General features: G+C 61.3%; 14 protein-coding genes. 9 read left to right on the forward strand and 5 right to left on the reverse strand.

What is annotated here, in order from left to right:
- Positions 1 to 25 precede the first annotated feature (25 nt).
- From LUU92_RS04555 to tldD, 3 genes are read left to right on the forward strand one after another with little or no spacing between them, the layout of a single operon-like run.
- Entirely contained in the window at positions 26 to 3841 is a 3816-nt protein-coding gene (locus LUU92_RS04555) for a YhdP family protein (RefSeq protein ID WP_257103220.1), read from the forward strand.
- 48 nt (positions 3842 to 3889) lie between these two features.
- Positions 3890 to 4738, forward strand: coding sequence for a carbon-nitrogen hydrolase family protein (locus tag LUU92_RS04560; RefSeq protein WP_071491143.1), 849 nt, complete (start codon positions 3890 to 3892; stop codon positions 4736 to 4738).
- 16 nt (positions 4739 to 4754) lie between these two features.
- Positions 4755 to 6197 (forward strand): metalloprotease TldD, encoded by a 1443-nt coding sequence (gene tldD, locus LUU92_RS04565; protein WP_257103221.1) that lies wholly within the window; start codon positions 4755 to 4757, stop codon positions 6195 to 6197.
- 45 nt (positions 6198 to 6242) lie between these two features.
- Here the strand turns inward: tldD and yjgA are convergent, their stop codons facing one another.
- Complete coding sequence (gene yjgA / locus LUU92_RS04570) at positions 6243 to 6764, reverse strand: ribosome biogenesis factor YjgA (protein ID WP_058423000.1); 522 nt, start codon at positions 6762 to 6764, stop codon at positions 6243 to 6245.
- Positions 6765 to 6872: 108 nt separating this feature from the next.
- Between yjgA and pmbA the strand changes: the two genes are divergently transcribed.
- The 6 genes from pmbA to LUU92_RS04600 all read left to right on the forward strand — a co-directional run bounded on the left by pmbA (position 6873) and on the right by LUU92_RS04600 (position 12130).
- Positions 6873 to 8219 (forward strand): metalloprotease PmbA, encoded by a 1347-nt coding sequence (gene pmbA / locus LUU92_RS04575; RefSeq protein WP_071491145.1) that lies wholly within the window; start codon positions 6873 to 6875, stop codon positions 8217 to 8219.
- Positions 8220 to 8371: 152 nt separating this feature from the next.
- Entirely contained in the window at positions 8372 to 8767 is a 396-nt protein-coding gene (locus LUU92_RS04580) for a FagA protein (RefSeq protein WP_257103222.1), read from the forward strand.
- Positions 8760 to 10136, forward strand: a complete 1377-nt coding sequence (locus LUU92_RS04585; protein WP_071491147.1) for a class II fumarate hydratase — start codon at positions 8760 to 8762, stop codon at positions 10134 to 10136. The genes LUU92_RS04580 and LUU92_RS04585 overlap by 8 nt, the downstream gene beginning before the upstream one ends.
- Before the next feature lie 27 nt (positions 10137 to 10163).
- Complete coding sequence (locus tag LUU92_RS04590) at positions 10164 to 10592, forward strand: DUF2753 family protein (protein WP_071491148.1); 429 nt, start codon at positions 10164 to 10166, stop codon at positions 10590 to 10592.
- Position 10593: 1 nt separating this feature from the next.
- Positions 10594 to 11205: a superoxide dismutase gene (locus LUU92_RS04595; RefSeq protein ID WP_071491149.1), complete on the forward strand. Its 612-nt coding sequence runs from the start codon at positions 10594 to 10596 to the stop codon at positions 11203 to 11205.
- Between the two features lie 31 nt (positions 11206 to 11236).
- Positions 11237 to 12130, forward strand: coding sequence for a ZIP family metal transporter (locus LUU92_RS04600; protein WP_257103223.1), 894 nt, complete (start codon positions 11237 to 11239; stop codon positions 12128 to 12130).
- Between the two features lie 44 nt (positions 12131 to 12174).
- Here LUU92_RS04600 and LUU92_RS04605 read toward each other — a convergent pair whose 3' ends face one another.
- From LUU92_RS04605 to hpf, 4 genes are read right to left on the reverse strand one after another with little or no spacing between them, the layout of a single operon-like run.
- The gene (locus LUU92_RS04605; protein ID WP_058422993.1) at positions 12175 to 12447 is read right to left on the reverse strand and encodes an HPr family phosphocarrier protein; all 273 of its coding nucleotides are present in this window, start codon (positions 12445 to 12447) and stop codon (positions 12175 to 12177) included.
- 16 nt (positions 12448 to 12463) lie between these two features.
- Positions 12464 to 13321 carry an RNase adapter RapZ gene (gene rapZ / locus LUU92_RS04610; protein ID WP_058422992.1) on the reverse strand — a complete coding sequence of 286 codons (858 nt, stop codon included), beginning with the start codon at positions 13319 to 13321 and terminating at the stop codon, positions 12464 to 12466.
- A 2-nt stretch (positions 13322 to 13323) separates the two neighbouring features.
- Positions 13324 to 13788 carry a PTS IIA-like nitrogen regulatory protein PtsN gene (gene ptsN / locus LUU92_RS04615; protein WP_061435337.1) on the reverse strand — a complete coding sequence of 155 codons (465 nt, stop codon included), beginning with the start codon at positions 13786 to 13788 and terminating at the stop codon, positions 13324 to 13326.
- A 10-nt stretch (positions 13789 to 13798) separates the two neighbouring features.
- Complete coding sequence (gene hpf, locus LUU92_RS04620) at positions 13799 to 14104, reverse strand: ribosome hibernation-promoting factor, HPF/YfiA family (protein WP_003171804.1); 306 nt, start codon at positions 14102 to 14104, stop codon at positions 13799 to 13801.

Here is a 14104-nt window from a genome sequence, read left to right on the forward strand (position 1 = left end):
ACTACTGCCTTGAGGGTCGCCTGACATGGAGCGTCTGATACGCTTTTTTGCCGCTTTGACCCGTTGGGGGCTGGGCCTCTGCGCGTTGTCGCTGGTATTGGCGGCGGTGTACGTGAGCCTGGGGCGTGAATTGACGCCGCTGGTGGCCGAGTACCGTGCCGAAGTCGAAGCCAAGGCCCAGGCAGCCGTGGACATGCCTTTGCATATCGGCAGCCTCGAAGGCCGCTGGAGCGGCTTCGCGCCGGTATTGCTGGCCCATGATGTGATGCTGGGCGAGGGCAGCAGTGCCTTGCGCCTGGACCAGGTCGAGGTGGTGCCCGATGTCTGGGCCAGCCTGATGGCGCGCGAAGTGCGGATTGCCCACCTGCAAGTCAGTGGCCTGCAACTCAGCGTCAAGGAAGACAAGGACGGCAAGTGGGCCTTGCAAGGCCTGCCGGTTCAGGACGACCAGCCGCTGGACCCTGAGCAGTTGCTCACGAACATGCAGAAGGTCAAGCGCGTGTCACTGCTCGACAGCCAGGTGACACTGCAACCGTTCGACCAGGCGCCGGTGACCCTGACGTATGTCGGTCTGAACCTGCACACCGGCGTCACCCGCCAACGCCTGGATGCACGCCTGACCCTGCCCGATGGCCAGCCCCTCGCCATGAGCCTGCGCACCCGCATCCGCGCCAGCCAGTGGAAGGACGGCGAAGTCCAGGCTTATCTGAGCCTGCCCCAGAGTGACTGGGCCAGGTGGATCCCGGCGAAACTGACTCAACAGTGGAAGCTCACGCAGTTCAAGGCGGGCGGCGAATTCTGGCTGACCTGGGCCAAAGGCACCGTGCAGAGTGCGGTAGTGCGCCTCAACTCGCCACAGGTGAAGGGCCAATACGCCGAGCGCAAGCCTGTGCACATCGAAAACCTCGCGCTTACGGCCTACCTGCAACGCAGTGACACCGGTCTCAGCGTGCTGTTCGACTCGCTGGCGATGAGCCTGGGCGAGACTCGCTGGGAATCCCGCCTGCAATTGCGGCAGACCCTGGCCACCGACAAGGACCTGGAAGTCTGGAAGCTCCAGGCCGACCGCCTGGACCTGACGCCTATCACACCATTGCTCAATGCGCTGGCGCCGCTGCCGGAAGGTTTTGCCAAGACGGTCGAGCACCTCAAGGCCACTGGCCTGCTGCGTAATGTGCTGGTGGACTTCCGTCCCCAGGACACGACCGATAAGAAGGTCAGCTTCGCCGCCAACCTCGAACGCATCGGCTTCGATGCCTACTTCGGCGCACCGGCTGCGCGTAACGTGTCCGGCAGCATCAGCGGCGACTTGGGCCAGGGCGAGTTGCGCATGGACAGCAAGGACTTTTCCCTGCACCTCGACCCGATCTTCGCCAAGCCCTGGCAGTACCTCCAGGCCAATGCACGCCTGACGTGGAAGCTGGACAAAGAAGGCTTCACCCTGATCGCCCCTTACATCAAGGTGCTGGGCGAGGAGGGCAAGATCGCCGCCGACTTCCTGATCCGTCTGCATTTCGACCACAACCAGGAAGACTACATGGACCTGCGGGTCGGTATGGTCGATGGCGACGGGCGCTTCACCCCCAAATACCTGCCGGCGGTGTTGAGCCCCGCCCTGGATGAATGGCTGCGTACCGCGATTCTCAAGGGCGCGGTGGATCAAGGCTTCTTCCAGTATCAGGGTTCGTTGAACCACGATGCGCTGCCGGCTTCACGCAATATCAGCCTGTTCTTCAAGGTGCATGATGCCGAGCTGGCGTTCCAGCCGGGCTGGCCTCATGTGAGCAAGGTCAACGGCGAAGTGTTTGTCGAGGAGAGCGGTGTGCGCATCCTGGCCAGCAAGGGCCAGTTGCTCGATACCAAGGTCAAGGACATCTACGTCAATATTCCCCATGCACCTGCGGGCAAGGACAGTCATCTGCTGCTTACGGGCGGTTTTGCCGGTGGCTTGGGCGACGGCCTGAAAATCCTTCAGGAAGCGCCGATCGGCACTGCGTCGACCTTTTCTGGCTGGAAGGGCGAGGGCGACCTGCAAGGCGGCCTTGACCTGGATATTCCGTTGGCCAAGGGCGCCGAACCGAAAATCGTGGTGGACTTCAAGACCGACAAGGCGCGCCTGCAATTGGCCGAGCCGCCCCTGGACCTGACCCAGCTCAAGGGCGAGTTCCGTTTCGACAGCGCCAAGGGCCTGAGTGGCCAGAACATCACCGCCCAGGCGTTTGATCGGCCGATCACCGCGCAGATCGTTGCCGACGGCAAGCCCGGCAATATCAGCACCCGTGTGAATGCCAAGGGTCAGGTTACGGTCAAGCGGCTGACCGACTGGTTGAAAATCAGCCAGCCGTTACCGGTATCCGGCGATATTCCGTACCAGTTGCAGGTGACCCTGGATGGCGCCGACAGCCAACTGATGGTCAGTTCCAACCTCAAGGGCGTGGCTGTGGACCTGCCGGCGCCGTTCGGCATGCCGGCCAGCCAGGGGCGTGACAGTGTGTTCCGCATGACCTTGCAGGGCGCCGAGCGCCGCTATTGGTTCGATTATGGCGAGCTGGCCAACTTTACCTTTGCTGCACCGCCGGACAAATTCAATGACGGGCGCGGCGAGCTGTTCCTCGGTGATGGCGATGCTGTGCTGCCGGGCGCCAAGGGCTTGCGCATTCGTGGGGTGCTGTCGGAGCTGGATATCGACCCGTGGAAGAAACTGGTGGATCGTTATGCGGGCAATGACCCGGGCGGCAGTGCCAAGCAATTGCTCAGCGGCGCTGACTTCAAGATCGGCAAGCTGACCGGTTTCGGCACGCAGTTCGATCAAGTCAATTTGCAACTGGACCGCAAGCCTGCGGCGTGGGGCGTGCAGCTCGACAGCCAGCAGGCCAAGGGCTCGGTCAACCTGCCGGACGCCAAGGGCGCGCCGATTGCGATCAACCTGCAGTACGTGAGGCTGCCGGCGATGGACCCAACGGTACTGGCGGATGAAAACGCGCCGGACCCCTTGGCGAACATCGACCCCAAGGATATTCCGGCGCTGGATATCGCCATTGACCAATTGTTCCAGGGCCCGGACCTGATCGGCGCCTGGTCGCTGAAAATCCGCCCGACCGCCAAGGGCCTGGCCTTCAACAACCTGGATCTGGGCCTCAAGGGTATGCAGCTCAAGGGTGCGGGTGGCTGGGAGGGCGCGGCGGGAGACAGCAGCAGCTGGTACAAGGGGCGCCTGGACGGCAAGAATATTGGCGATGTACTCAAGGGGTGGGGGTATGCGCCGACCGTCACCAGCCAGGATTTCCATCTGGATGTGGACGGCCGTTGGCCTGGTTCTCCGGCCTATGTAGGGCCCAAGCGTTTCTCCGGCAGCCTGGATGCGGCGTTCCGCAACGGCCAGTTCGTCGAAGTGGAAGGCGGAGCCCAGGCCCTGCGGGTATTCGGCCTGCTGAACTTCAACTCCATCGGGCGGCGGTTGCGCCTGGATTTCTCGGACCTGCTTGGCAAGGGTTTGAGCTATGACCGGGTCAAAGGCCTGCTGGCCGCCAGCAATGGCGTGTTCGTGACCCGCGAACCGATCACCATGACGGGGCCGTCGAGCAACCTCGAGCTCAACGGTACCCTGGACCTGGTGGCTGACCGCGTCGATGCCAAGCTGCTGGTAACGCTGCCGGTGACCAACAACCTGCCGATCGCGGCGTTGATCGTGGGTGCGCCGGCCATTGGTGGTGCGTTGTTCCTGATCGACAAGCTGATCGGCGACCGTGTTTCACGCTTCGCCAGTGTCCAGTACAAGGTCGAAGGCCCGTGGAAGGACCCGAAAATCACCTTCGACAAGCCATTTGAAAAGCCAAACTGAGAGGCTGTGGAGTAGCATGGCCCCATGCCCTTTATGGAGTGTCGGCCCATGTCCTTTGCGGTAATTCAAATGGTCAGCCAGAGCGACGTGCTGGCCAACCTGGCCCAGGCCCGTCGCTTGCTGGAAGACGCGGCGGCTGGTGGTGCGAAGCTGGCGGTACTGCCGGAAAACTTCGCCGCCATGGGCCGTCGTGACGTGGCCGATATCGGCCGCGCCGAGGCGCTGGGCGAAGGCCCGATCCTGCCATGGTTGAAACAGACTGCTCGCGACCTCACCTTATGGATAGTGGCCGGTACTTTGCCATTGCCGCCCAAGGACCAACCGCACGCCAAGTCCAACGCCTGCTCGCTGCTGATCGATGATCAGGGCGAAATCGTTGCCCGTTACGACAAGCTGCACCTGTTCGATGTGGACGTTGCCGACGCTCGCGGTCGTTATCGCGAATCGGACGACTATGCTTTCGGGAGCAATGTGGTGGTTGCGGATACGCCGGTCGGCCGATTGGGCCTGACCGTGTGCTACGACCTGCGCTTCCCCGAGCTGTACAGCGAATTGCGCGCGGCGGGGGCTGAATTGATCACGGCGCCGTCGGCGTTTACCGCGGTGACCGGCGCCGCGCACTGGGATGTGCTGATTCGTGCACGGGCCATCGAGACCCAGTGCTATCTGCTGGCGGCCGCCCAGGGGGGTGTGCATCCGGGACCGCGGGAAACCTATGGCCATGCGGCGATTGTCGACCCCTGGGGGCGCGTGCTGACACAACAGGATCAAGGCGAAGCGGTGTTGCTGGCCGAACGCGATAGCAGTGAACAGGCGTCGATAAGGGCGCGCATGCCGGTGGTCAGCCATCGGCGCTTTTTCTCGCAGGGCGCACAGCGACCTGCTTCGGAACGATGAATTTAAGGCCATACCTATGAGCGAGTTGTTGTCCTCAGTCAGTGAACACCTCCTGGCACCCGGTGGCGTGACCATCGAAAGCTTGCAAACCGTGCTGGGCGATCTTGCCGGGCCGGGCATCGACGCGGCCGACCTGTATTTCCAGGGGCAGATTTCCGAGTCCTGGGCGTTGGAAGACGGCATCGTCAAGGAAGGCAGTTTCAACCTTGACCAGGGTGTGGGCGTGCGGGCGCAGTCCGGTGAGAAAACCGGTTTTGCCTACAGCAATGCGATCACCCTGGAGGCTTTGGGCCTGGCCGCACGTGCCGCACGCTCGATCTCCCGTGCCGGGCAAAACGGCACGGTGCAGGCGTTCAGCACCCAGGATGTGACCCAGTTGTACGGGCCGGACAACCCGTTGGAAGTGATGACCCGTGCCGAGAAAGTCGACTTGCTCAAGCGTGTCGATGCCGCGACCCGTGCATTGGACCCGCGTATCCAGCAGGTCACCGTGAGCATGGCCGGCGTGTGGGAGCGCATCCTGGTGGCGTCCACCGATGGCGGCCTGGCGGCGGATGTGCGGCCGCTGGTGCGCTTCAACGTGAGTGTGATCGTCGAGCAGAACGGCCGCCGCGAGCGCGGCGGCCATGGCGGCGGCGGGCGTACCGACTATCGTTATTTCCTCACCGATGACCGTGCCATGGGCTATGCCCGTGAAGCGCTGCGCCAGGCGCTGGTCAACCTGGAAGCCATCCCGTCACCGGCAGGTACATTGCCGGTGGTACTGGGCTCGGGTTGGTCCGGCGTATTGCTGCACGAAGCAGTCGGCCACGGCCTGGAAGGTGACTTCAACCGCAAGGGCAGTTCGGCCTACAGCGGGCGCATGGGCGAGATGGTTGCGTCCAGGCTCTGTACCATCGTGGATGACGGCACCCTGGCCGGGCGCCGTGGCTCGCTGAGCGTCGACGACGAAGGCACGCCGACCGAGTGCACCACCCTGATCGAAAACGGTGTGCTCAAGGGCTACATGCAAGACAAGCTCAACGCCCGCCTGATGGGCGTGGCGCGTACCGGTAATGGTCGTCGTGAATCCTATGCGCACCTGCCGATGCCGCGCATGACCAACACCTACATGCTGGGTGGCGAAAGCGATCCGGCTGAAATCATCGCCTCGGTGAAGCGCGGCATCTACTGCGCCAACCTCGGGGGTGGCCAGGTGGATATCACCAGCGGCAAGTTCGTGTTCTCCACCAGCGAGGCTTACCTGATCGAAGACGGCAAGATCACCGCGCCGGTCAAAGGCGCAACCTTGATCGGTAACGGTCCGGAAGCCATGAGCAAGGTGTCGATGGTCGGTAACGACCTGTCGCTGGACAGCGGCGTGGGCACATGCGGGAAAGATGGGCAGTCGGTACCGGTGGGTGTCGGCCAGCCAACGCTGAAGATTGATGCGATCACCGTGGGTGGCACGGGGTCTTAAGCGGTGGAGCTTCGGGTGGCGAAGGCCGCCACCCGGGGAAGGGCATCAACGCAGGCCGCGTTGAGTCTCGTCCAGCTCACGGATGTACTTGAAGATTTTACGGCTGGTGGCCGGCGCCTTGTTATGCGCCAGCTCGTGCTGGGCCTGACGGATCAGGGAGCGCAGTTGCTGGCGGTCCGCGTCCGGGTAGTCCAGCACGAATTTCTCCAGCACCGCGTCATCGCCCGAGATCAGGCGGTCACGCCAACGTTCCAGGTTATGGAAGCGTTCGTTGTACTGGCGAGTGGAGGCATCGGTTTGATCGAGCAAAGTCAGAATGGCGTCGATGTCCTGGTCGCGCATCAGCTTGCCGATAAACATGATGTGCCGTTTGCGCGCGATATTCGCGGTGTGCTTGGGCGCATCGGCCAGGGCCCGGCGCATTTCGTCGGTCAGTGGCAGTTTTGCAATCAAATCTTTTTTGAGCGTTGTAAGGCGCTCGCCGAGGTCAACCAGCGCATGCAGCTCGCGTTTGACCTGGGTTTTGCTTTTCTCCCCATCGAGGGAGTCGTCGTAAGAATCAACCATGGTGGCAGTCCGCAAAGAAACGCCGCCATGATAACCAGTCGGGGGCCGCTTGTCCGGCCCGGTCGCTCGATGGCCTTAACCGAAAGCAGAATTTGAGTGGAGAAAACCATGAGTGCAGCCCAAAGCGTCGGTCCGCAAGCGTTACCGGCACTGCAGGAACAAGTCGAGCAGATCCTTGCCGAGGCCAAGCGCCAAGGCGCCAGTGCCTGTGAGGTGGCGGTGTCGCTGGAGCAGGGGCTGTCGACGTCGGTGCGCCAGCGGGAAGTGGAAACTGTCGAGTTCAATCGTGACCAGGGCTTCGGCATCACCTTGTATGTGGGGCAGCGCAAAGGTTCGGCCAGCACCTCGGCCAGTGGCCCGGAAGCGATTCGCGAGACAGTCGCCGCTGCGCTGGCGATTGCCAAGCACACGTCCGAGGATGAAAGCTCGGGCCTGGCCGACAAGGCGCTGATGGCCAAGGAGCTGAAGGACTTCGATCTGTTCCACGCCTGGGATATCACGCCGGAGCAGGCCATCGAGCAGGCGCTGACCTGCGAAGCCGCTGCGTTCGACGCCGATGCCCGCATCAAGAACGCTGATGGCACCACGTTGAGTACTCATCAGGGCTGCCGCGTATATGGCAACAGCCATGGTTTCATCGGTGGTTATGCGTCCACTCGCCATAGCCTGAGCTGCGTGATGATCGCCGAGGCCAACGGCCAGATGCAGCGCGATTACTGGTATGACGTGAACCGCCAGGGCGATTTGCTGGCTGACCCGGTCAGCATTGGCCAGCGCGCTGCGCAGCGTGCGGCGAGCCGTCTGGGCGCGCGCCCGGTGCCAACCTGCGAGGTGCCGGTGTTGTTTTCGGCGGAGTTGGCCGGCGGCTTGTTCGGCAGTTTCCTGGGGGCGATTTCCGGCGGCAACCTGTACCGCAAGTCGTCGTTCCTTGAAGGTGCGATCGGCCAGAAGCTGTTCCCCGAATGGCTGACCATCGATGAGCGTCCGCACCTGATGCGCGCCATGGGCAGTTCGGCGTTCGACGGTGATGGTCTGGCCACGTATGCCAAGCCGTTTGTCGAGAACGGGGAATTGGTGTCCTACGTATTGGGCACTTACGCCGGTCGTAAATTGGGCCTGCCAAGCACCGCAAACTCCGGTGGCGTGCACAACTTGTTCGTTACCCATGGTGATGAAGACCAGGCGGCGCTGCTGCGGCGCATGGGGCGTGGCCTGCTGGTGACCGAGTTGATGGGCCATGGCCTGAATATGGTTACGGGCGACTACTCCCGTGGTGCAGCGGGTTTCTGGGTGGAAAACGGCGAGATTCAGTTTGCCGTTCAAGAGGTGACGATTGCCGGCAACATGCGCGATATGTTCAAGCAGATCGTCGCTGTCGGAAACGACTTGGAGTTGCGTAGCAATATCCGCACGGGTTCGGTGTTGATCGAGCGGATGACCGTCGCCGGCAGCTGATCCTTCAGACGCGCTTCAACAAGAAGGCGCGCCATCTTTATAGATGGCGCGCCTTTTTTTGTGGCTGCGTGTCAGGAGGATTATCCTGCTACTCTTGTTTTGATTCTCAATATCATTTAATAATAAATATCATTACCGAGTGAGCGTGGATCATGAGTTCTGTCCTGCATGAGGATCCTTACCTGGAGAGCTGGCGCTGGATGAGTCGCCAGATTCGTTGCGGCCTCGACCCCAACGAGCCGCGCCTGATCGAACACTACCTCAACGAGGGTCGATACCTGGCGTGCTGCACCGCGACCCATCCGTGGACGATCGCTGAAACCTCATTCCGCCTGTTGCTCGACACTGCCAGCGATATTGCACTGCCGTGGCATTGGCGTTCCCTGTGCCTGGACCAGGCCTGGCGCCCGCTGCGCGACCTGGAAAAACTCTCCCACTGTGCCTGCCGCCTCAAGCGCTGGCAGACCTTTGCCTGGCAATTGGCGACCTGCGAATTGCTGCCTTCCATTTCTTTTTCTGACCTGGTGCAAGGATCTAACGATGAGTAACACCCGTATCGAACGCGACAGCATGGGCGAACTGCAGGTGCCTGCCGAAGCCTTGTATGGCGCACAAACCCAGCGCGCGGTGAACAACTTCCCCATCAGTCATCAACGTATGCCCGCGCAATTCATTCGCGCTCTGATCCTGGCAAAGGCAGCTGCTGCCAAGGTTAACGTTGATCTCAAGCAGATCAGCGAAGGGCAGGGCAAGGCCATCGTCGATGCCGCCCAAGGCTTGCTGGAAGGCGACTTCATGCAGCACTTCCCGGTGGACATCTTCCAGACCGGCTCCGGCACCAGCTCCAACATGAACGCCAACGAAGTGATTGCGACCCTTGCCAGCCGCTTGCTGGGTGAGCCGGTCAACCCAAATGACCACGTGAATTGCGGCCAAAGCAGCAACGACATCATTCCGACCACGATCCACGTCAGCGCCGCGCTGGTGCTGCATGAGCAAACACTGCCCGCACTGTTGCATCTGGTGCAGGTGATCGAGCAGAAGGCGCAAGAGGTTCACCCGTTCATCAAGACTGGCCGCACTCACTTGATGGACGCCATGCCGGTGCGCATGAGCCAGGTGCTCAACGGTTGGGCGCAGCAGCTCAAGGCCAATATCGGGCATTTGCAGGACCTTCTGCCGAGTTTGCAGGCGTTGGCTCAGGGCGGTACTGCGGTCGGCACCGGAATCAACGCACACCCGGAATTCGCGGTGCGTTTCAGTCAGCAATTGAGCAGCCTGACCAGTGTGAAATTCACTCCGGGCAAGAACCTCTTCGCCCTGATTGGCTCCCAGGACACCGCCGTCGCTGTGTCCGGGCAGTTGAAAGCCACCGCCGTGTCGCTGATGAAAATCGCCAACGACCTGCGCTGGATGAACTCCGGCCCACTCGCAGGCCTGGGGGAAATCGAGCTGGAAGGCCTGCAGCCTGGTTCGTCGATCATGCCCGGCAAGGTCAACCCGGTGATCCCTGAAGCCACCGCGATGGTGGCCGCACAAGTCATCGGCAACGACACGGTCATCACGGTCGCCGGCCAGTCGGGCAACTTCGAACTGAACGTGATGCTGCCGATCATCGCCAATAACCTGCTCAGCAGCCTCGAGTTGCTGGCCAACTCCAGTCGTTTGCTGGCAGACAAGGCCATTGCCAGCTTCAAGGTCAATGAGGCCAAGCTCAAGGAAGCGCTGTCGCGCAACCCGATCCTGGTCACCGCACTCAACCCGATCATCGGTTACCAAAAGGCCGCTGAAATCGCCAAGAAGGCCTATCAGCAGGGCCGTCCGGTGATTGATGTCGCCCTTGAGCACACCGACTTGCCGCGCAGCCAACTGGAAATCCTGCTGGATCCGGAAAAGCTCACGGCCGGCGGCGTGTAATCACCGACTCTGCTTTGGAGGCTCACCATGGAGCACTGGAAACGCACGATCGAACGGGCCAATCGCTGCTTTATGGCGGGTGAATTGGTTGACGCTCGCGAGGCTTACTTGCAAGCCCTGGCCCTGGCCCAAGTGCTGTTCGAGCGCTGGGCGGATGCCGACGAAGCAGTGGCGGCTTGCGTCATTTCCCATCACAACCTGGCGGACCTGCACCTGCGGCTGAACCAGCCGGAAGAAAGCGCGGAATACCTTTGCGCGATCCACCAGCGTCTGTTGCAGACCATGCAGGACCCGCGCCTGAGCCCGCAGTTGCGGGAAGCGGCGCTGCGCCAGAGCAGCAAAACCTATGTCGAACTGTTGAATTTCATCAGCGATCACGGCGAATACCCTCGCACCCATCGCTTGCTGGGCGGTACTGCGGCGCAGCTCGCCACGCCCCACTACGGAGCACATTGAAATGACTTACACCTTGCCTGCCTTGCCTTACGCGTATGACGCCCTGGAACCGCATATCGATGCGCAAACCATGGAGATTCACTACACCAAGCACCACCAGACTTACATCAATAACCTCAACGCGGCGGTCGAAGGCACCGAGTTCGCGGGCTGGCCGGTCGAGAAACTGGTGTCCAGCGTGCAGCAACTGCCGGAAAAACTGCGCGCAGCGGTGATCAATCAGGGCGGCGGCCATGCCAACCACTCGTTGTTCTGGGCGGTGATGTCGCCCAAAGGCGGTGGCAAGCCCGAAGGTGCGTTGGGCAAAGCCCTCGACGAACAGTTGGGTGGTTTTGAGAGTTTCAAGGAAGCCTTCACCAAAGCCGCTTTGACGCGCTTCGGAAGCGGTTGGGCCTGGTTGAGCGTCACCCCGCAAAAGACTCTGGTGGTGGAGAGCAGTGGTAATCAAGACAGTCCATTGATGAACGGCAATACACCGATCCTCGGTCTGGACGTCTGGGAGCATGCCTACTACCTGCTGTACCAGAACCGCCGCCCCGAATACATCAATGCCTTCTACAGTGTTATCAACTGGCCAGAAGTTGCCGCCCGCTATCAGGCCGCTTTGGCCTGAAAACCACCCTCGACAAGATCTAAGGCCGACTATGGGGACTGACACACTGGCGATCAGCAGCGGACGAATGTTTCGTTATGCGTTTGGCTCGCTGCTGCTATTGGCAGGTACTGCATTGCTGGTGGCCCACGGGCTGGCCTGGCTGAACCTGGAACCGCGCATCCTGCGCGCCCTGCAAGGCGGCTCCATTTGCGCCCTGGGGACGGCGCTGGGCGCGGTCCCGGTACTGGTGATCCGACGCATGCCGGTGGCGCTGAGCGACACATTGCTGGGTTTTGGTGCAGGCGTGATGCTGGCGGCGACGGCGTTTTCGCTGATCGTCCCGGGCATTGCCGCAGCTGAAAGCCTGGGGCTCTCACCGTGGGGTGCCAGTGGTTTGATCAGCTTTGGCATCATGCTGGGGGCATTCGGGTTGTACTTGGTTGACCGTAAGGTCTCCGGGGCGAGTCCGGAAATGCTGGTGGGCACGCCGGACAAGCCGGTAATTCCACCGCGTATCTGGTTATTCGTGTTTGCCATCATCGCCCACAACATCCCCGAAGGCATGGCGGTAGGCGTTTCCGCCGGTGGTGGCATGCCGGATGCCGACAGCCTGGCCATGGGCATCGCGTTGCAGGACGTGCCCGAGGGACTGGTGATTGCGTTGGTGTTGGCCGGGGCGGGAATGTCGCGGGTCAAGGCGTTCCTGATCGGCGCTGCATCAGGTCTGGTGGAGCCCGTATTCGCTGTGCTCTGCGGCTGGCTGGTCAGCCTGGCCGAAGTGTTGTTGCCTTTGGGGTTGGCCCTGGCTGCTGGCGCAATGCTGTTGGTGGTGACCCACGAAGTCATCCCCGAGTCGCGACGCAATGGTCACGAAAAACTCGCCAGCCTGGGCCTGTGCATCGGTTTTTGCTTGATGATGGTGATGGACACCGCTTTGGGGTAGGTAAAGTCTACTGTAGGAGCGAGCAAGCTCGCTTCCACATAGGGTTATTCACCTTCGTCGAAGTAATTGTTGATCAGCGCCACCAGCGCGGCCATTGCTTCGTCTTCCTGCTCGCCTTCCGTCTTCAAGTGAATCCGGGTGCCCTTGCCGGCCGCCAGCATCATCATGGCCATGATGCTCTTGCCGTCGACCATGGATTCCGGTGTACGCCCGGCGCGGATCTGGCAGGGGAACTGCCCTGCTACGCCCACGAACTTGGCCGAGGCGCGGGCGTGCAAGCCCAGCTTGTTGATGATTTCAATTTCCAGAGCGGGCATCGCGGGGGTGTTCCTTTCAGCTAAGGTCGCGGTGGCGGACCTGGACGTTCTTGAGGGTTTGTTGCAGCACCTGGCCCAGGCGCTCGGTCAGGTAGACGGAGCGGTGATGGCCGCCAGTGCAGCCGATGGCAATGGTGACATAGGCGCGGTTGCTTGCAGCAAAGCGTGGCAGCCATTTGAGCAAGTAGGTGGAAATATCCTGGAACATCTCCTCCACATCCGGTTGCGCCGCCAGGTAATCGGCCACGGGCTGATCCAGACCGGACTGGTCACGCAGCTCCGGTTTCCAGTACGGGTTAGGCAGGCAGCGCACATCGAACACCAGGTCGGCGTCGACCGGCATGCCGCGCTTGAACCCGAACGACTCCACGAGGAACGCCGTGCCCGGCTCCGGCTGGTTCAGCAGGCGCAGCTTGATGGCATCGCGCAACTGGTACAGGTTGAGGCTGGTGGTGTTTATCTTGAGGTCGGCGAGGTCAATGATCGGTCCCAGCAGCTTGGTTTCGTCTTCGATGGCTTCGGCCAGAGAGCGATGGGGGCTGCTGAGGGGGTGGCGCCGGCGGGTCTCGGAGAAGCGTTTGAGCAGGGTCTCTTCGTCGGCGTCCAGGTACAGCACGTCGCAATGAATGTGCTTGCCCCGCACTTCCTCGAGCAATTGCGGGAATCGCTCGAGGTGGCTGGGCAGGTTACGGGCATCAATTGAAACGGCGACCAGCGGTTGGGCCAGTTCGGTATGGATCAAGGCGCGTTCCGCCAACTCTGGCAGCAGGCCGGCGGGCAGGTTGTCGATGCAATAGAACCCGTTGTCCTCAAGAACGTTGAGGGCGGTGCTTTTACCCGAGCCGGAGCGGCCGCTGACGATGATCAAGCGCATGGTTACTGCCCGTTCTGTTCATCCAGGACAACCTGGTACAGCGCCTCATTGCTGCTGGCGCTACGCAGTTTGTCGCGTACTTCCTTGCGGTCGAGCATGCTGGCGATCTGCCGGAGCAGTTCCAGGTGCGCATCGGTAGCGGCTTGCGGGACCAGCAGGACGAACAGCAGGTCTACCGGCGCACCGTCGATGGCGTCGAAATCGATGGGGGCTTCCAGGTGCAGCAGGGCACTGACAGGTGTTTCGCAGCCTTTGAGGCGACAGTGAGGAATGGCGATGCCGTTGCCAAAACCCGTGGAACCGAGTTTTTCACGGGCAATCAGCGCATCGAAGACATCCTGCATCTCCAGATCCGGCACTTCGCGCGCGATCAGGTTGGCAATTTGTTCGAGGGCTTTCTTTTTACTGCCGCCCGGCACGTTCACGAGGGAACGGCCGGGGGTCAGGATGGTTTCAAGTCGGATCATGGGGGGAGAGTTAACGACCTGTACCTTGCATCAGGTGCAGATTCTTTTCCTTATGCTTTATGAGTTGGCGGTCCAGCTTGTCGTAGAGCGAGTCGATCGCCGCGTACATGTCTTCATGTTCCGCATTGGCGACGAGCTTGGCATTCGGTACGTGCAGGGTGGCCTCGATTTTCTGCTTGAGCTTATCGACCTCCATGATGACCTGCACGTTGGTGATCTTGTCAAAATGCCCTGCAAGCTTGTTCAACTTGCTTTCGGTGTACTCACGCAGGGGCTTGGTCACTTCCAGTTGGTGTCCACTGATGTTGACTTGCAT

It is taken from the genome of Pseudomonas extremorientalis (assembly GCF_024584605.1).
GTDB lineage: Bacteria > Pseudomonadota > Gammaproteobacteria > Pseudomonadales > Pseudomonadaceae > Aquipseudomonas > Aquipseudomonas extremorientalis.